Raw genomic sequence first — 18,712 nt, 5'->3', positions numbered from 1 at the left:
GAGATCCTCGATATTTCCACTGCCGAGCGGTATTCGAATCAATCCTATACGCTCCTGCCCTTACAAACTTACTCGCATACCCAAATGCATAATACTCCGGGTTATAGGAAATTGCCCCGGTCTTCTGATCGATCTTCACGAAAGAATCGTGTTTTAAAAGTGGATTCTGAACTGCTGATCCGCGGCTCCTCCGACTATAAAAAAATGGGCAGGAATAATCCCCTGCCCATTTTTTTCCTATTTATTAAGGTACGGATGTTATAACAAAGGATTCCCAAGCTCCTCCAACTGAGGTTCTATTGGCAACCAGTGTGGTCTTTATCAATGGCCGGATGCTTTTGCATCTACAATACGTTAATGTTCTTTACTGCGCGGACCAACTTTCGATCAAAGCGTTAGCGTCAGCCGTGAGGATGGACTTTACTGTTTCGGAGACGTTATCCTCCATCGACTTGTTATTCAGATGCTTCAGGAAATCCTGCATATGTTTGACCGCTTTGTCTTTGTCGCCTTTGTCCAATTGATGCAGCGCCTGATCCAAGCTGTTGCGCAATTGGTTAACTAGAGGTCCCTTCAATTCGCCGGCTTTGGCATAGCGGTCAATCAAGCTGGACAATCCTTCGGGGGTGGCTGCAATGGTAAATCGGACAGATTCATCCGTCTTATTGCCGGCCTGATCGATGATAACGATTTTCAGCGTATGGAGGCCAAGCTTGCCGGCCAAATCAATGGAAGCGCCGTTGTCCAAACGCTTTCCGTCCAGGGTGAGCTCCTGACTCGCTATGCCGGACAGTGGATCGCTCGCATTCAAAAGCAGCGTAATCGAACGGTCGTCGGAGAAAACAGCGCCATCCGCAAGCGGTTCCCCGTTTGCCGTCAGTACAAAGGCCGGCTTCGTTTTATCAATCTGGACGCTTAGCTCCTTCGTTTGCTCCATGTTACCTGCAGCGTCAGCTGAACGGAACTGCAGACGATACACACCTTCATTCTTGAAGGAGATAGGCCCGGCATAGGTTTGCCATTCCGTGTTATCCCCCACCTTGTATTCCGTTTTCACTACAGCGGAGAGATCGTCATGTGCCGTCAGTGCGACGGACCCATCCGTGTTTAGCCAGCCGTTTCGCGTTTCGGGTTCGATTCGCGCTTCTGTCTTAGGAGGAGTCACATCTTGCGGATCTACTACTAAGGCCGGTGCCGATATCATAAACTTGCGGGAGTTCGGGTCTGTTCCCTTTGTCTTTACAGCAACTTTGGATACATCGGTTATGCTGCTTGGTAAAGTATAGCTTGTTGCGCCTGCCGGTAAGTCAACAAGTACCGTTGTGCCATTATAAACTGTATAACCCTCGCTTAAGTCATTTGCATCCCATTTCACCATTTTAGCTGAGTCGTTAGTTTCAATAACAAGATTCTGTGGAGGCGTTGGCGCATTAAACACTTGAACCTGTGTAAGGCGTGGAGGTCCTGTTAGATCCGTGCCGGAATTGCCACCGGATGTGTTCTCTACCGTTACTTTGATATATCTGGAATGATAGGTCTTACCGAGGTTAATTGGATAGGAACCATCTTCTGAATCAGTTCCTCCATTATTGTTGCCTGTTGCATACGTATAACCTTGAGCAGTCTGTCTATCCACTTGTTTAAACGTCATTGCGTCAAATTCAGCAGCCGATGTATGGTTTCCAAAATCATCAGATACATAAACGGTCGCACCTTTTAACCTGGTGGATTTTGCAAATAGTCTTAATTGGCTAAAATCCATGTCCTGGCCAAGGTCAATGACGAAGCTGCCTTTTCTCTCTCCATCGGTACCCAGCCATGAATAATTTCCGATTTGATTCAGATTGGAGACGTTGGTAACATGCCATTTTGTCGGGTCTTCCAATACACCGCTCACCAGTTTGTTTGCATTGCTGTATTCGTTAGCCATAGCAGATTGTATCTGAATCGAGTTGGCGCCTTCTGCCCGGCCTACGTTATACGCTTTTTTATGAAGTGCAAGGTTTACAGAAGACAAACCTGATGCCACCTTGCTGATGGTGATATCGGCAAGTTGAAGCGAAGCGTCATAGGCAGAGTTGGTTCCGTTAGCGGAGCTGCGGTAAATGCCCCATTTGGGACGCAAATATTGATCAAATGCAGCTGGATACTCTGTCTCGAAGCCGCCGACTCTTTCCGGTCTTCTCCATACGTCTTTCGTACCATCGCTTGCACCTTTGTTTGTAAACACTTGATAAACATCCGTGCTGTCAAAAGTGTATACCTTACCGGTTACCCTATCCGTTATCTTAATGGTGAACCAGCCGCTATCCGAAATAAGCGCGTTAAGCTCTACCTTAATCCAATGGCCATCGATTTCTTTTAACGGAATTCGCATCATGGTCTTATCGCCGTCATATCGGTTATGATTCACGACCAGATCCCTGCTGTTCGTGCCCGAAATCGACATCGCTAGGATATAGGCGCCGTTTTCTCCGCCGTTGTTTCCGCCTGGTAACGTATCAGCTGCTTGGCGATTCACAGCCTTCAACTGGAAGATATGTCGGAAATTTGACTGATTCCATTGGTTGCCGTCCGGAATATTCCAGAGCCATTCATAGGAAACCAAGTCGCCTTCATAGGCTACAAAATCGCCGTTTGAATCTTCGCTGGGGCGAATTTCAATTCGCTGCCTGTCCGTGAAAGCCGCACCCTCAACCACATAACCAAAATTTCGGTCAAAAACACCTTTATGGGCATACTCACCGTCGCGAACCTTATCAAGGAATTCATTATTCAAACCTCTACCATTGGCAATGACTTTGAAGACATTTTTTTGCAAGGTACTGTCCCCAATGCTCTTAATATGGTCGTCGGCCGCAGTCGCCTGAGGCTGATTTCCGTAAAATTCGTGGTAAGCGTCTCTAATCCTTTTGGTCACGCCTTCTACCGGCTCATCCGTCCCCATTGCGCCGCCTAGTATGTTATATGGTGATACGCCTTCAATTGCATTCATCTTGATCGTCTTGTCATTTGCGCCATAACCGCGGGCTGTTACGTCCAGTGCAAATATGGATGGGTTGCCGTTGTTAAAATGGAAGGTGAATTCATTCGTACCGAGTGACAGTTTGGCAAGGTATGGGAGTGTGAATGTAACTGTGCTGCCATTTAACGTGTAATCGATATTCGGACGTAGCGTAGTATCGCCTCTGGCAATGCTCGTTAGCGTCTGTCCGCTAGCAAGATTTATATTAGTAGATTTAGGTGCGACCTGATCCCATGTACTGTAGGTATCCTTAGCCGGTACCAGTGCGGTTGCGTTAGATACCGAATCTTTGCCGTAGATAGCCAAGCCGGATATACCCATCATCGAACTGGTATCATTCGCGCGCTTATCGCTGGGACCAACTAGTACCGTATTGATCATCACATATCGGGCTGTAAACGGATATAGGAATGTTTTCGTATCATTGCCCCATTTTTGTCCTTTGTAAGTGACATAAGACCATAACCCCTCCGTTTCCGTCCCGCCGGCCAGCGTCCAGCCGTTTGCCTTCCAATTGTAATTGTTCGCTGTGCCGGAGGCCGTGGGTGCACTTGCCCAAGAATTAGGATCATTTGTGTAATAAACCTCAAATCTTGTCGCATTGCTTTGGATATTTGCAATTGTATTGGGTATTTCAAGGTAAAGTTTATCAATCGTTTTAGGAGCGCCTAAGTCGAGGGTTAATGCCAGCGAGGATGGCGAATAGTTACTCATATAGACATTTGAGCTTGAATTTCGCCAGTAGCCGCTGCCTCCCGATCGCAAAGCGTCTACCCCAGGATGATCAGCAGTTTCTGAACTTACCTTGAGATTCACGCCTGCTTGAGGTGTAAAACGAGACGGAGCCAACAGGTTGACTGAACCGGTTGCTGAGGGATTATAAACAGCATCCGTTACTGAAGAGTTGGGTTCGTTGATATCTTGCGTATTGGCATGAACCGTTGATGCTGGAAGAACGGACAGATTAACAAACGAAAATGCAAGTGCAAATGAAAGAACTGAGCTTACTATCTTTTTTTGAACTTTTTGCTTAAACATTTAAAAGCCTCCTATTTTCGTAATATTAAACGTCTACGGTTTCTGAGCTTAATTGTTCGGAGGCGCCCGATTAAGCGCGTGTTCTGAGCTTAATCGTCAATCGCGCATGGCACCGTCTGCTGAGAAGTAAATGCGGCATCTCACTCGATCCCGTACTTAAAAACGATTCTGCTTACAACAGATAAAATCAGGCTTACCTTCTTCTCATTATGAACCCCTTCTTTCCTCATTTTCGCGAGACTAGTAAACGCTTTCAACTACCATCATAATGAATCGATGAAATTTCTGTATTAGTTAATTTATGATGCACATGGAGTTTTTTACGATTTTACATGCCGCTGATCCCGTACACAGTAAGCAAAGCGAAAATACTCAACCTCCCCGACGGTAAATAACCGGCTTATTCAAAAAAACCAAGCTTCCTCTTGCTGTCGCCTCATGCCCAACGTAACGGAAACTTTGGTTATAACGGTTGTTTCGTTGGAAATGAAATGAAGTGATCTGTTAAGCTTTTCCATGGGGGATATAGCCCAGGCAATGGTTTCATTTTGAAATAAAAATACCGCCATCATAAAGGAGGAAATAACATGCTGAAAATCGCAATCATTATTGGCAGCACGCGTCCAGGACGCAGAGGTGAAGCCGTCGCTCGATGGATTCACGAGATCGCACAAAAACGCAGTGACGCTGAATACGAAATCGTGGATATCGCCGATTTTAATTTACCGCTATATGATGAACCAAAGCCGCCTATGTTGGCTCAATACACGAAGCCGCATACGGTGGCATGGTCGAAAGCAATCCATAAGTATGATGGCTTTGTTTTCGTAACGCCCGAGTATAATCATGCGATCTCTGGAGCGCTCAAAAACGCCATTGACTTTCTTTTTAATGAATGGAAAGATAAGGCCGCAGGTATCGTCAGCTATGGCGGTGGCACAGGCGGCGCTCGTGCAGCAGAAAACCTGAGACTTATCTTGGGTGAACTGCATGTGGCTGACGTACGTGCTCAGGTCACCCTTTCGCTTTTCACAGATTTTGAAAACTATAGCATTGTGAAGCCCGCACCTCATCAGGAAGCAGCCGCCAACACGTTGTTCGATCAAGTCGTCGCCTGGAGCAGCGCTTTAAAAACATTGCGTTAAACTCCAACTAACCGAATACAAACAAGCAAGCTGCATAGGGTTCGCCTGATCCAGCTTGCTTGTTTGCTTTTGTTCGCTCGATCCAGCTTTTTTTGCTATTGTTCCCCGGATTCCCTCTCCACTGCCTTATATTACTTCTAAGTAACTATATGACCTCAAAGTGCGTACTTTTCATTCAACAATTCAAAGTGCACAATGATCATGAAACCACCAAGGAGTAGGAGAGGATATTTTATGAAAACAAATGAAGCCACGCAACGCAAAACTGCTCTTGTTGTTGGAGCTAATGGCGTTATTGGAAGAAACCTTATCGCACATCTGGAGCAGCTCCACGACTGGGAAATCATCGGTGTGTCACGGCGAGGCGGGGAATCCAACAATCGAGTTCGATATATAGCCGTCGATCTACTTGATGAAAATAATACCCGTGAGAAACTAGGAAGTCTTACAGAAGTCACCCATATCTTCTATGCTGCTTATCAAGATCGTCCTACCTGGGCCGAATTGGTCCCTCCAAACTTAGCCATGCTCGTCAACATTGTCAATGCGATTGAGCCTATCTCTCCTTACCTTAAGCATATCAGTCTCATGCAGGGCTACAAAGTATATGGCGCGCACCTCGGTCCCTTCAAGACACCAGCTCGTGAAACGGATGCCTATCACATGCCGCCTGAGTTTAATGTCGACCAACAGCAATTCCTTGAAAATCGGCAGAAAGGGAGCAGTTGGACCTGGTCGGCGCTTCGCCCTTCCGTCGTATGCGGATACGCATTGGGCAATCCAATGAACCTAGCAATGGTTATCGCAATCTATGCTTCCATGTCGAAGGAGCTCGGGTTGCCGCTCCGTTTTCCCGGTAAGCCGGGAGCCTACAACAGCCTGCTGGAGATGACCGACGCTGGATTGTTGGCCAAGGCCACCGTTTGGGCAGCGACAGATGAACGTTGCGCGAATCAGGCCTTCAACATCACGAACGGAGATCTCTTCCGGTGGAACGAGCTTTGGCCTAAGATTGCTGCGTTTTTCGGTTTAGAGACAGCACCTCCGCTGCAGATGTCCTTGGATGTAGTCATGGCCGACAAGGAGCCGTTATGGAACACGATGGTGAAGAAGCATGGGTTGGTGGATAACAGTTACAGTGACGTTTCCTCCTGGCGGTTCGGTGACTTTGTGTTTTCTTGGGATTACGACTTTTTTGCTGACGGTACGAAAGCACGTCGTTTCGGCTTTCACGAGTTCATTGATACAGAAGCAATGTTCCTGAACATCTTCGAAGATTTGCGCCAACGCAAGGTAATTCCGTGACCTCACATAAGAAACCGGCCTCTGAAATCCAGAGACCGGTTTCTGTTCAATCACTGATCATGTTTCATTCAGGCGTGGTGTATTCTCCAAGATCTTGACCTTATCACCGTATACACGCTCAACATGCCTATCTCCCCATCTGCACATGATATGAAGAAGTTCCTTTAAACTCCAGCCATACTCGGTCAGCTCATACTCGACTTTTGGCGGTACCTGGTTATACGAAATCCGGGTAACAACCCCATCCTCCTCCAGTTCTCGCAGCTGCTGGGTTAACACTTTTTGTGTAACCGTTGGCATCAAGCTCATCAGCTCACCGTTACGTTTCGTACCGAACGTGAGATGGAATAAAATGACTGGCTTCCACTTGCCTCCGATCACTTCGAGCGTCACTTCCACAGCCGTATTATACGTTTTCCCCGGTTCCAGCATAGGATTTGCATCGCCTCCCTGCCCTTTACGATACCGTCTGAAGCTCGAGGGTGCAAGCCCTAAGTATTTTAAACAATTGTGCTAATGTCTTCGTTGCTCCCTCTCTTCTCTTACTAAATTTGAGAAACCATAAATAAATGAGTTAATATAGATAATGAAGGAGGCGAAACATGATGGCTGATATAGCAACCAACATAGAAATAGGAATAAGTACTTTCTTGGAGACTACACCAGATCCAGTGACAGGAGAGGTGATCTGCCATGCCGAGCGGTTACGCAATGCAGTTGAAGAAATCGTACTAGCCGATCAGGTCGGGCTGGATGTCTATGGCATTGGAGAACACCATCGTGCCGATTACGCAGGCACCTCGCCTGCTGTTGTACTGGCAGCTGCGGCTGCCATGACTAAGCGGATAAGGCTCACGAGCGCTGTAACCGTGCTGTCCTCAGACGACCCGGTTCGCGTGTATCAAGCTTTCTCTACACTTGACGGCATCTCTAACGGCCGAGCCGAAATTATGGCGGGCCGGGGTTCGTTCATTGAATCCTTTCCGCTATTCGGATATAGTCTGGATCATTATGACGAATTGTTTGACGAAAAGCTGGAACTGCTGCTTGCAATCAGATCTTCCGAAAAAGTAACTTGGCGCGGCGGTCATCGTCCCGCCATCCATAACCTCGGTGTCTATCCCCGGTCCGTTCAGAGCCCATTGCCGGTGTGGATCGCAAGCGGCGGGAATGCACAATCCGCTGTTAGGGCAGGAATGCTGGGTCTTCCAATCGTATTCGCTATTATCGGCGGAATGCCCGAGAGCTTTGCTCCCTTAGTCGCACTCTACAAAGAGGCTGCTATGAAAGCTGGGCACGACCCTGACAAGCTGTCAATTGCGACTCACTCGCACGGATTTGTCGGAGAAACTACCGAGCAGGCTGCCGATTTATTCTTCCCTTCAACGCAGTCTCAAATGAACGTTATCGGGCGTGAGCGGGGTTGGGGGCAGAATTACAACCGCGGAACTTTTGATGCCGCACGCAGTATGCGGGGCGCTCTTTATGTCGGCGATCCTGAATACGTCGCAGAAAAGATCATTCTACTGCGCAAAAATTTGGGGATAAGTCGTTTCTTCCTGCATGTAAATGTCGGCACAATGCCACACCGTGAGGTCATGCGGTCCATCGAATTGCTCGGCACTAGGGTAGCGCCAATTGTACGACAGGAGCTTGCCAGAACCGAGGCAGAGGTAAATAAATAAGATGAGCCGTGGAGAGCCCCTCCCTCGCCTATTCCAACAGAGATTATGAGCCTATGTTTGTATCGTTGGACATAAAATAAATACAGCCCTACTTTTTTTTATCATAATCGATTTATCCGAAGTTGTTCTGTTGCTAACGGAAGGATCCGTAAAATTTTCTAGACCTATGGAGGTTATGGGTATGATCGTATCCGAAGAAATTTATCAGTCCTACGGCATGGATAAAGATTCCTTTATTGCGTTTATGAAAGAAAGAAGTCAGAACACCGCTATCCGTACGCTAGGCATTGAAATAGAAGAGCTAACTCCTGATCGCGTTGTGATGACAATGCCAGTCGGACCGGCTACTCACCAACCAGCAGGGATTTTACATGGAGGGGCTTCTGTCCTATTGGCGGAAACAGCAGCCTCTATCGCTTCAGAAATTAATATCGATAAAGAGAAATATGCAGCGGTAGGTCTTGAAATTAATGCCAACCACCTCAAAAGTAAGAGAGATGGTATCGTTACTGCTGTTGCAATCCCTTTGCACAAGGGCAGAAAAACAATGGTTTGGGAAATTAAAATTTCCGATGAGAATAATCAACTTATATGTATTTCTCGCTGTACGGTCGCTATTATTGACAAAAAATGATTTGCTTAATAATAATGAAGAGGCTGTCTCACTTTGACAGCCTCTTGTTTTGTCATAAAGCCTATCTCACAGTCATCTTCGGCGACTTTTTGCACAGCCACTTTTGCTGCAAAGATGTATTTCATCGTTAGATTCAAGTTGAGGCAGCATTGCGATTGCTGCATCGATGTTTTACATCGTTAAAAGATTGATTGAACGATGTTTTTCATTGTTGCAAGGGAGCTAAATCTTCGTTTCTATGCTGTAACGATACTTTTCATCATTGCGTCATAGGTCGGCAAACTCTGCGTGTACTGCCTATCTCTCAGACATCTTCGACTACTTTTTGGATAGCCATTTTCACATCAACATCTACGCACACTATATGCCATGCTCAGAACGACCCTCTAACCAATCTTCAAGAGTTGCAACTAGCTCCGGATATTTATAGCTTCTAGCCAAGAAGCCTGCTCCGTGCGCCACCATTGGATCTTGGTCTGTCGGCTGATAACGCAGATCCACGCTCCACCTTACTTCATCAGATCGGTTCGGTGTTGACATATGGAGACAGCGATCGTTGAATAGAATTGCGCTGCCAGCGGAAACAGGCAAAACAACAGTCTTTGTGTTCCCTAATTGACTTTCCTTCAATACCGTGTAACCAGTTCCAGTATCAGATTCTTGGTGCCATTTCAAAAGAGGTTTTCGGTGTGTTTTCGGTTTAATATGCAAACAGCCATTCACTTCGTTAGCGTCAACTAAAGGGATCCATACTGTAATCACAGGATTGGAATTAGCATCCGGCCAGTATGATTTATCTTGATGCCAAGGCACTGCCCCAGCCGCAACCCTCGGAATCTTCGGCCTTACATTATAAACTGGATTCGAAAAGAGCTCGCCGCCAATCAAAGATTCTACGGCATTAAGAATTTTATCATTGCTCATTAAATGGAAATAACCTGGTATCCGGTCACGCCAACTTCGTCCGTATTTCAAAAATTCATCAGCGGTTAAATGTTCAAAAAGTTCCGCTAGTCGATATTTAAACGGGCGGTCAACCAATTTATCCTCAATTAGTCCGTCACGATACAATTCATCGGCAATCATAGAAACCTTATACGTCATCGCTTCTTTTGCTGGCGCTAATTCCTCATTTGATAATAAACGATCAAGTACGATGTAACCTTCCTCATTATAAAATTCAATTTGCTTTTTAGTTAAATATCCGCTTTTATTTACTTCCTCCATCTCTCTCACCTTCCATTATTAAGTCTCCAAAGATAAAGAACCTTCAAGCCTACTGTAGGTTTGAAAGTTCTTTACTAACTCGTACGATCAGAGGCAACTACTTATTTTTTATACACTTTGTCGTAGGCATCCTGATAGATTTTGATGAATTGATCCATACCGGAATCTTTAAGGCCTTTCACGTAAGCGTCCCAATCTTTGTCGATGCTTTTGGCCCCCATGATGAACTGCAGCATGGACTGTTTGACGTAATCCGTAATAATCGGCTTCAACTGCTTCACTTGATTGGCCTGATCGTTCGTCAAGAAAATATCCGTCGGGAACTCTTCTTTCGGTTGATGTCCTTCGTACAATTCCTTGGTGGCCTTGTACAAGCGAGTTTCCAAGCCATCCATCGTATAGATTTCCTGACTGGCTGCATACGAAGTTTCGCGATATTCGGCCGAACGAAGGTTCGGTCCCATTTGATTCCAATGATCGTTCTGCACTTGACCTACCCCGTAAGACGTTTCCTTAACCTTGAACTTGGCTGCAGTTCCGCGCGTGTTTTTATCGTTCGCTTCCGCCTTCACCCAGTTACGGCCTTCTTCCCCAGAGTTGGACGTTGTCGTCCCCTCTTCGGAGTACAGATAATCAGCTAGACGAATCGCCGCTTCTGGATTTTTATTTTTATTCGTCACCGCAAACACCGAGTTCCCGATGCCGATGTAATGTGCCGTGAACGAGGCTCCATCCGGTCCTGTAAGCGGCGCTATTGGATCATAGTCTTTGTGGCGTGTTGCTGCCGGCGATGCATCCGTGAATTCGCCGAACCAACCTGCCGGAATAGCGCCGGCAATCGCCGTATCCGAGCTATTCCCTTTTTGGGTTAGCGCATCCGATTTTTGCGTAAATGCTTCCTTATCAATCAAGCCATCCGCATACAGTTTGTTCAAAAATTGCAAACCTTTTTTGAAGCCTGGTTGGTCGACCGATGTTGCCAGCTTGCCGCCGCTCATCATGAAATAATTGTTATCCGCATTGTAATAGACGAACGCGTTCATCACGAACGTCTCAACATCCGTATGCCAACCTGTCGGTGAACCCGTTAACGCAATTTCGTCTGCCTTGCCATTGCCATTTGGATCCTTCTCTTTAAACGCTTTGAGCATGTTATAGAAATCGTCAGTTGTCTTCGGCGCGCTAAGACCGAGCTTTTGCAACCATTTCGTGTTCACCCACATTTTAGCTGAAAACTGGCAGTGATAGCATTCATTTACGGAAGGGATCGCATAAATATTGCCATCCGGCGCAGTGATCGCCTTCTCCAAATATGAAATGTCTTTAAATGCTTTCTTAATGTTCGGTGCATATTGATCGATTAACTTGTTTAACGGGATCAAGACGCCTTGTTGACCGTACAGCAGTTGCTCCTCTTTCGTTAGATTCCCTTGCATGAAAATATCGGGATAGTCACCGCTTGCGAGCAGCAGCTGCTTCTTCTCATTCAATGCCGCTGATTCTCCCGGCACAAGCTGCCAGTTCAAATGAATATTTGTCTTTTCTTCCAAATATTTGGTAAACCAGTTCGTATTCAAATCTGCAATATTAGCCGATTGCGGCGCAAAAGCACTCATCGTAATTTTATTTTTGGCGATAGGAAAGCCTGTTGCATTAACGTTCGCTCCCCCGTTTGCGCTTCCACCCCCATCAGGGCTAGCGCTATCCTTCGGCTCATCGCTATTAGATGTACAGCCGATTACAAGCAAAGTGATGAATAAAATGAGGACCACCGATAACCATGTTTTTCTGGTTCCTTTACTTACCATATTCAAAACCCTCCTTGTTTTTTATAGCCAATTATTCCCATGGGGGCAAACCCGATCTGTTCGTGCCTCGCATCCCTCCTCTCCGTATGTTACTAGATTCAACCTTTCAGAGAACCAATCAATAACCCCTTCACAAAATGTCTTTGCACAAATGGATACAGAATAAGAACGGGTGCGCTTGCGACGACGATCAGCGAATATTTAAGCAGCTCCTTCAAGCCTTGTCTTTCCGCAAGTTCTCTGACATCTTTAATCATCGTAGGATCGATCGAATTGAGAATCAGAATGTTCCTTAAAATAAGCTGGAGCGGATACAAATTAGCCGATTTCAAGAATATTAAGGCTTCAAAATAGGAATTCCAATAGCCGATCGCGTACATGAGGACCAGAACGGCAATGATGGGCTTGGAAAGCGGGATAACGATCTGGAATAAAAACTTGAAGTCGCTGCAGCCATCCAAATGTGCGGCCTCCGTTAATTCCGAAGGAATCGATGTCTGGAAAAACGTTCTCGCCAGAATGACTTGCCATACCGAAATCGCGCCTGGAATAATCATCGCCCATCTCGTATCGAGCAAGCCCATCCCTTTCACGGTCAAATAATAGGGAATTAATCCCCCGCTGAACAGCATTGTAAAAACGAATAGTGCAGTAATGACGTTACGTCCATAAAAGTTTTTTCGAGAAAGCGGATATGCAGCTGTTATCGTCAACGAAACGCTGAGCAATGTCCCGAAGAAAAGATAGAACAAAGAGTTTCCGTATCCCGTCAAGATTTGCGGATTTTGAAACACGGCTTGGTAGCCACGAAGGGTAGGCTCAACAGGGAACAGCCAAACCTTGCCTGAAATAACAGCTGATGACGAGCTGAATGATGAACTAATAATGTAGATGAGCGGATAGGCTACAATAATCAAGCATATGATCAAAAACAAATAGACAAAGAACAAATACAATCTGTCCACACTGTTTTCAAGTATGCGGGTAGGTGACTTTCGCACTTTTAACGTCAATGTCTGTTCGGGATTAGCCATAATTTCTACCTCCTACCACAAACTCGTCTCAGAATTTTTTCTGGCCACATAGTTGACCACAATGAGCAGCAGCAAATTAACGATGGAATTAAACAGTCCGACTGCTGCGGAGAAGCTGAAATTCGCTCCTACCAAGCCCATTTTGTAAACATAGGTGGAAATAACCTCAGACGCCCCAACATTAATCGCATTTTGCATCAGGTACACCTTCTCGAATCCAACATTCATGATTTGCCCTGCATTTAGAATAAGCAAGATAACGGCTGTCGGCATAAGGCTTGGCAAATCGATATGAATCATCCGTTGAAACCTGGACGCACCATCCACCTTGGCTGCCTCATACAAATGCGGATCAACCCCTGCCAGAGCGGCAATGTAAATGACCGAGGCATATCCCGTAAACTGCCAAACGTCGGAAAGTACATACACGGTTTTGAAATATTCCGGCTTAGACATGATATTTTCCGCTGGAAATCCGAACTTATCAGCCAAGAGATGGACAAAGCCAAGCTGCGGGGAAAGGAACAGCATAATAATCGAAACCATGATGACTGTTGAAATGAAGTACGGCGCGAACGTGACCAGTTGTACGGTCCGCTTAAAAATCCCGTTTTTCAATTCGTTCAAGGCTAGGGCAAGAATAATCGGTGCTGGAAACCCGATAAGAAGCGAGTAAAGGCTAAGCAGCGACGTGTTTTTGATAACCCTCCAAAAAATGGGCAGATGGAAAAAGTCTACAAAATGCTTAAAACCAATCCAATCACTTCCCCATATCCCTCTGGTAACCATATAATTTTTAAAAGCGATCTGCACGCCTGCCATAGGTACGTATTTAAAAATAATCAAATATACGAGTGACGGCAAGATAATCAGATAGAGTTGCCAGTTTTTCTTTACCATTCTAAGTGCTATACTCATGATACTCCCCCTCACTGCATTTACGTTAAAGTTAATATTAAGCGCTTACAGAATCTATGATAAAGGAGCTAGAATTAAATTTATAGGGATCATTCTTAAGCAGTAGTGTCCGTTTATAAGGTGGTGTGATGAGTCATAACGAAGCCAACGATTAACTTTCAAAACTTGTCGATTGTGAAAAAAATGACGATAGGCTATATCGTCATCATCTTCATTCCGATTATTTCGTTCGGCCTATTTCTGTATAATCAGAATTACAACAGTTTTCTCGAAGAATATGCGCAAGGCAGGCAGAAAATAGTTAATCAGGTGCTTAACAACTTAAATGTTAGCACGGTGCAAATCGAATCCGCTTATCAATTGTTTCAAAATAACTCGAATACCATTGCTTATTTAAGTGGGAACTACCGGACCGATTTCGATCAGGTCTCTAATTTTTTAACCTATATCAGACCCCTATTCTCTTATATTTTGTCATCCAATCGACTAATCGACAGTATGACTATTTACATGGAGCAGCAGAACGGCATGGTTTTTCGGCCCGAAATGGCCAAGATGGACGAGTCCAAGCTGGACGAGAGCATCAAAAAACTCCCGCTTGGTGTTGGGAAATGGATTACGATAAACAACGGGTCGAGTACAGACATTAACCTACATTTTGTCCATAAAATTGGAAACCGGAATTTTGAACAGGATATCGGTCTCCTCGATATCAAAGTCACTTCGAAATTAATTAAACCTTTGTTAGAATCGCTAAATTTGAACAACAGAAGCAATTTATATGTGCTCGATCAGGATCATCAAGTCATCTCACTTGTAGAAAAAATCCCCTTATCTCAGGAATCAGAACAAGCCTTATTTGCCGATGTCTTCCAATCGAACGCAAAATACTCGTATCAACAGGTAAACGGAAATAAAATGCTTATTGAATCGTTTTATGCCGAAAGCCTTAAGCTGCAGTTTGTCATGATTGAGCAAGTCGATGACGTCTTTATTGGCATCAAAAAAAACAAATACGTACTTGTATTAACGGTGTCCATCCTTTTATTACTACTCTCCGGCATCTACTACCTGATCGCCAGTTCAATTACGAAGCGAATTTTGAAGCTTTCCAAACATATGCGTCAAGTTGACGAAAATCATTTTCCACTCTATCACGGGGAAATTAATAAGGATGAGGTCGGACATCTGACCTCCGCCTATAATGCGATGATTAGGCGCATGGATGAGTTGGTAAATACCGTACACCGCTCGGAAATGCTGCGAAAGGAATCAGCCTATCTCATGATGCAGGCGCAAATCAAACCTCATTTCCTGTACAATACCCTCGAATCGATTCGCATGATCGCGGAAGCGAACGATGACCCGGAAGCAGCTGAAATGTCTTATACGCTTGGCAAACTTTTTCGCTACAGCCTGTCGGGAACGAAAAGCGAGACTTCCCTGAGGGAAGAAGTAGAAAATGTAAAAGACTATATCAAAATCCAACAAATTCGACTGGGTGACCGGCTGCAAGTATCTTTCGATATAAACGCAGTTATCGATAACTTTATTTGTCCCCACTATATGCTGCAGCCAATTATTGAAAACAGCATCGTTCACGGGATTGCGAATGTAAGAAAACAAGGCTCACTTTCGATCCGCATTTGGGAAGATTCCGCGTTTATGTTCATTGCCGTTGAGGATTCTGGTGCAGGCATTGACGAAGAAAGACTAGGTCTCATTCAAGCCGTCTTAAACGGTAAAATGGATGTCCATCTTTTGCAGACGGGCGGCGGGGGTCTTGGTATTTTCAATGTAAACGAACGCGTAAAAATGTTTTTTGGCGAACGCTCTGGCATTCAAATGGAGAGTAAGCTTTACGAGGGGACGACATGTATACTCAAGTTAGCTAAGGGGGCAAAACAATGAAGCTGATGGTTGTCGATGATGAGCCTATCATTTTAAACGGGATTATCCGCATGATCCAGAAAGCGAATACATCGTTTATCGAGATCGTCGGCGCTGCCGACGGCGTTGATGCGCTCCAAAAGCTAACCTATTTTCAGCCCGACTTGATCCTTACGGATATTCATATGCCGGAAATGGACGGACTCGCTCTTATTAAAGAAATTCAAAATCTGAACGTTTGCAATCGTTTCGTTATTTTAACTGGTTATGGCGATTTCTCCTATGCAAGACAAGCTCTGCGCTATAAAGTCATCGATTATTTGTTGAAGCCCATTAATAAGGAAGAACTACTCACTGTACTCACGAAAGTTGAGCAATCGATTCGGGAGGAACAGCAGCAAACCATCGAGCATGACCTACTGCTTCTCAAAGAACATATCCTTTATAATACGCCAATTGAGGAAATGCCGCTCAAGCCTGAGCAGCTGCACACCCTACTACCCGATCCATATACGTCGATCATTGTATTTCAGGCATACGAGAGTGTTCCCCTTTTGACTGGCGATCGTCTGGAAGTTATTTGTGCCCTTCTGTCGCACATTTGCAAGAAAACTTACACCGTCCAGTCCCGTTTCTTAAGGCAAACTGTCCTCATTGTGAACGGTGTGCATGAACCGACACACGAAGAGTTTAAGCGTGCATGTGGCGAGTTGTTCGATACGAAGAGGATACAGGGCAGCGGATATTGCATAGGGGTCAGTATGAGGAAGAACGATAACGATAACTTGCGTGATCTGTATATTGAAGCGATGGCTGCGATGTTATTCAATCGGTACTTTTCAAATTGCAGTTTGACGATATATAGACCAGAGTCAGAGAACATACATAGTGACTATGATAATCTTGTTCAATATATTGAACATTCGCTAGCCCAACAGATTACTATCGAGCAGATCGAGAAGGATATCCAGTCCATACTCCCTCATTTCTCAGGCCATGCGGATTGCAATAACAAGCTGCGTGAGCAGTTTCTTGTTTGTGTTGGTGTCTACTTGCAAAGTGTTGGCCTAACGCCTGAGACCATTTGGGGTGAACATGCGGCAACCAAACTATTTTCACCCAGCAGCACCCCGCATGAGAATGCCAGTGTATCGGAGATTATCGCACAGCTAATTCGATATGCACGCAGCACCGATCGCCAACAGCCGCACACACAGGCAATCGATAAAATCATCGCTTTCGTGGAACAAAATTACAAGCGGGATTTATCACTAGATGCCGTTGCAGATCATGTGCAAATGCATCCCAATTACATCAGCATGTTGTTTCGAAAAGAGATGGGACTAACCTTTCTTCACTACTTGCATACGTTTCGACTTACCAAAGCCAAGCAAATCATGCACGAGAATCCGGAATGGCCGATCAATACCATTGCCGAGCTTGTAGGTTATGAAAATCCGCGGCATTTTTTCAAAGTGTTTAAAAAATTCGAAAACATCACTCCCGGACAATACCGGCTTGGACATTCTTCCACATGAATTTCCTAAGGCCTCTTCCATTTCGATATCCGGATTTGGAGACCTTCAGCTTAATGACGCCGCATCGAAAGTAAGTATCGTTTTCCGCTGTACAGCTTTACGGAACAAATAAACGGATAAACTGAGCTCGAACACGACGACGACGGAACTAGTGATCCCAGCGATCAGCCCATTAAGCCCAGGACTGTAGTCCACCAGTAGGAAAAGTAACGTCACTGATAAAATCACATTGCCGAATTTGCTGTAAGCGATCGTCTTATTTACGCCATGATACATAGCAAGTCCGTTCAAATAGTCGATCCAAGGATAGACCGCCGATCTAATGATGAGCACACCCAAGATGAGTGTACAGTTGCGAAGCAGTTCGCCGTGAATGCCGAGCCCTTTCTCGAGTACCATGTGACCCAGTGGCGTCCAGGCTAGAGAAGCGACAAGGGCCGTAGAAATTATCGAGAGCGCTGTTGTCAACACGAGTACATGACGTGGCTGCTGTTCATGGAAATTAAGCACAGCTTGATGTAAAAAGCTGGCGAATCCGGCAATCAGTCCCGCTAGATTGGATGCAACCGCAAAAGCGGCGATCGCCTGAATCGGATCAAGACTTTGGTTCATAGCCGCGTTAGTTGCTGGACCGATGACGATAGAAACGATCGATCCATACAGCAGTGGCATGTAAAACGGGAATATATCCGGCTTCCAGCGCTTGATCGGATGGGAAGGCAGCTTGTCAGGCAACCGTCTGGCAAGGGAATGACCTTCGAAACAAGCAACCGCGCTCTCGATGGCCATCCCTGCCAAGAACAACACCGCTCCGTACCTGCTGTCGTTAGTTAGATTCCAGGAGACCATTGCCCAAGACATGAGGCCCATGACGAATAAGCGTATCAGAATGCCGATAGTCATCCATTTGGTCAACAGATGCTGGATAATAATGCCTTGGTACAAGCTGCGGGCAGCGGAAAACACGTTCACGAACATCAAGATTTGATAAGCATGGACTGTGGCATCCAACAAGCCGTCTTGTGCCCCGAAAACATAGTGGAACAAGAGCCGGCCAAGCGGCGTCCATGCAATCAGAGCGTTAAATAAGGCAATGATGCCAACAATCGTAACGATCATACGCACCATCTCTCGAAACGAGTGTTGATCCTTCACGTATTTGGCACTGGTTTGCCGGAGTGGCGCGATAGCCTGTTCTAGGATAAATGACAAACTAAGCGCAATCGCATAACCGCTTATAGTGAGATCAGGGTGCGGCGAGCGGGCAAGTACCCCGCTGATGATGACGTGAGTAAGTGAGGCAAGCAAAGCAGAGGCTCCCATGGGCAGGTAAAATAAAATCAATCGAAGCAAAAGAGTTCCTCCTGATAGTCGGGTTAATGATTCCTTAAGAGATGTTCATTCGATACTACATAATGTGGTATTATGACGTTTATAGACTTTTATTTTTATTGTTTTGTGGAAT

Annotated in this window: 13 protein-coding genes; 6 read left to right on the top strand and 7 right to left on the bottom strand. The window is 45.4% G+C overall.

Annotation, left to right across the window (positions count from 1 at the left end; genetic code table 11):
- Nucleotides 1-364: 364 nt before the first annotated feature.
- The gene (locus QFZ78_RS03520; protein ID WP_307545406.1) at nucleotides 365-4,063 is read right to left on the bottom strand and encodes an FIMAH domain-containing protein; all 3,699 of its coding nucleotides are present in this window, start codon (nucleotides 4,061-4,063) and stop codon (nucleotides 365-367) included.
- Between the two features lie 587 nt (nucleotides 4,064-4,650).
- Here QFZ78_RS03520 and QFZ78_RS03515 point away from each other — a divergent pair.
- Complete coding sequence (locus QFZ78_RS03515; protein ID WP_307545404.1) at nucleotides 4,651-5,208, top strand: NADPH-dependent FMN reductase; 558 nt, start codon at nucleotides 4,651-4,653, stop codon at nucleotides 5,206-5,208.
- A 234-nt stretch (nucleotides 5,209-5,442) separates the two neighbouring features.
- Nucleotides 5,443-6,513 (top strand): SDR family oxidoreductase, encoded by a 1,071-nt coding sequence (locus QFZ78_RS03510; protein WP_307545403.1) that lies wholly within the window; start codon nucleotides 5,443-5,445, stop codon nucleotides 6,511-6,513.
- A gap of 57 nt (nucleotides 6,514-6,570) precedes the next feature.
- Here QFZ78_RS03510 and QFZ78_RS03505 read toward each other — a convergent pair whose 3' ends face one another.
- Nucleotides 6,571-6,945 carry a winged helix-turn-helix transcriptional regulator gene (locus QFZ78_RS03505; protein WP_307545401.1) on the bottom strand — a complete coding sequence of 125 codons (375 nt, stop codon included), beginning with the start codon at nucleotides 6,943-6,945 and terminating at the stop codon, nucleotides 6,571-6,573.
- A 194-nt stretch (nucleotides 6,946-7,139) separates the two neighbouring features.
- On the opposite strand from QFZ78_RS03505, the gene QFZ78_RS03500 reads away from it, so the two are divergent.
- Together QFZ78_RS03500 and QFZ78_RS03495 are read left to right on the top strand one after the other, a co-directional pair.
- Nucleotides 7,140-8,198: an LLM class flavin-dependent oxidoreductase gene (locus QFZ78_RS03500; RefSeq protein ID WP_307555460.1), complete on the top strand. Its 1,059-nt coding sequence runs from the start codon at nucleotides 7,140-7,142 to the stop codon at nucleotides 8,196-8,198.
- Nucleotides 8,199-8,442: 244 nt separating this feature from the next.
- Nucleotides 8,443-8,832 (top strand): PaaI family thioesterase, encoded by a 390-nt coding sequence (locus tag QFZ78_RS03495; protein WP_307555458.1) that lies wholly within the window; start codon nucleotides 8,443-8,445, stop codon nucleotides 8,830-8,832.
- 360 nt (nucleotides 8,833-9,192) lie between these two features.
- Here the strand turns inward: QFZ78_RS03495 and QFZ78_RS03490 are convergent, their stop codons facing one another.
- From QFZ78_RS03490 to QFZ78_RS03475, 4 genes are all read right to left on the bottom strand, one after another.
- Nucleotides 9,193-10,059, bottom strand: coding sequence for a phytanoyl-CoA dioxygenase family protein (locus QFZ78_RS03490; RefSeq protein ID WP_307545399.1), 867 nt, complete (start codon nucleotides 10,057-10,059; stop codon nucleotides 9,193-9,195).
- Nucleotides 10,060-10,160: 101 nt separating this feature from the next.
- Nucleotides 10,161-11,867, bottom strand: a complete 1,707-nt coding sequence (locus QFZ78_RS03485) for an ABC transporter substrate-binding protein (protein WP_307545397.1) — start codon at nucleotides 11,865-11,867, stop codon at nucleotides 10,161-10,163.
- 98 nt (nucleotides 11,868-11,965) lie between these two features.
- Nucleotides 11,966-12,901 (bottom strand): carbohydrate ABC transporter permease, encoded by a 936-nt coding sequence (locus tag QFZ78_RS03480; protein ID WP_307545396.1) that lies wholly within the window; start codon nucleotides 12,899-12,901, stop codon nucleotides 11,966-11,968.
- Nucleotides 12,902-12,913: 12 nt separating this feature from the next.
- Entirely contained in the window at nucleotides 12,914-13,819 is a 906-nt protein-coding gene (locus QFZ78_RS03475; protein WP_307545394.1) for an ABC transporter permease, read from the bottom strand.
- A gap of 183 nt (nucleotides 13,820-14,002) precedes the next feature.
- Between QFZ78_RS03475 and QFZ78_RS03470 the strand changes: the two genes are divergently transcribed.
- Both QFZ78_RS03470 and QFZ78_RS03465 read left to right on the top strand, forming a co-directional pair.
- Nucleotides 14,003-15,730 carry a sensor histidine kinase gene (locus QFZ78_RS03470; protein ID WP_307545391.1) on the top strand — a complete coding sequence of 576 codons (1,728 nt, stop codon included), beginning with the start codon at nucleotides 14,003-14,005 and terminating at the stop codon, nucleotides 15,728-15,730.
- Nucleotides 15,727-17,247 carry a response regulator gene (locus QFZ78_RS03465; protein WP_307545389.1) on the top strand — a complete coding sequence of 507 codons (1,521 nt, stop codon included), beginning with the start codon at nucleotides 15,727-15,729 and terminating at the stop codon, nucleotides 17,245-17,247. The genes QFZ78_RS03470 and QFZ78_RS03465 overlap by 4 nt, the downstream gene beginning before the upstream one ends.
- A 45-nt stretch (nucleotides 17,248-17,292) precedes the next feature.
- Here the strand turns inward: QFZ78_RS03465 and QFZ78_RS03460 are convergent, their stop codons facing one another.
- Nucleotides 17,293-18,600 carry a hypothetical protein gene (locus QFZ78_RS03460; RefSeq protein ID WP_307545387.1) on the bottom strand — a complete coding sequence of 436 codons (1,308 nt, stop codon included), beginning with the start codon at nucleotides 18,598-18,600 and terminating at the stop codon, nucleotides 17,293-17,295.
- Nucleotides 18,601-18,712 lie beyond the last annotated feature (112 nt).

The organism is Paenibacillus sp. V4I5, assembly GCF_030817255.1.
GTDB lineage: Bacteria > Bacillota > Bacilli > Paenibacillales > NBRC-103111 > Paenibacillus_E.
The sequence above is the reverse complement of the archived record's forward strand: the minus strand, read 5'-3'. Positions and strand labels throughout refer to the sequence as shown.

Excerpts from the sequence above, each read along its gene's own strand:
- QFZ78_RS03505 (WP_307545401.1), bottom strand. The coding sequence starts at position 6,945 with ATGCTGGAACCGGGGAAAACGTATAATACGGCTGTGGAAGTGACGCTC.
- QFZ78_RS03490 (WP_307545399.1), bottom strand. The coding sequence starts at position 10,059 with ATGGAGGAAGTAAATAAAAGCGGATATTTAACTAAAAAGCAAATTGAA.
- QFZ78_RS03485 (WP_307545397.1), bottom strand. The coding sequence starts at position 11,867 with ATGGTAAGTAAAGGAACCAGAAAAACATGGTTATCGGTGGTCCTCATT.
- QFZ78_RS03470 (WP_307545391.1), top strand. The coding sequence starts at position 14,003 with ATGACGATAGGCTATATCGTCATCATCTTCATTCCGATTATTTCGTTC.
- QFZ78_RS03510 (WP_307545403.1), top strand. The coding sequence starts at position 5,443 with ATGAAAACAAATGAAGCCACGCAACGCAAAACTGCTCTTGTTGTTGGA.
- QFZ78_RS03465 (WP_307545389.1), top strand. The coding sequence starts at position 15,727 with ATGAAGCTGATGGTTGTCGATGATGAGCCTATCATTTTAAACGGGATT.
- QFZ78_RS03495 (WP_307555458.1), top strand. The coding sequence starts at position 8,443 with ATGAAAGAAAGAAGTCAGAACACCGCTATCCGTACGCTAGGCATTGAA.
- QFZ78_RS03480 (WP_307545396.1), bottom strand. The coding sequence starts at position 12,901 with ATGGCTAATCCCGAACAGACATTGACGTTAAAAGTGCGAAAGTCACCT.
- QFZ78_RS03520 (WP_307545406.1), bottom strand. The coding sequence starts at position 4,063 with ATGTTTAAGCAAAAAGTTCAAAAAAAGATAGTAAGCTCAGTTCTTTCA.
- QFZ78_RS03475 (WP_307545394.1), bottom strand. The coding sequence starts at position 13,819 with ATGAGTATAGCACTTAGAATGGTAAAGAAAAACTGGCAACTCTATCTG.
- QFZ78_RS03515 (WP_307545404.1), top strand. The coding sequence starts at position 4,651 with ATGCTGAAAATCGCAATCATTATTGGCAGCACGCGTCCAGGACGCAGA.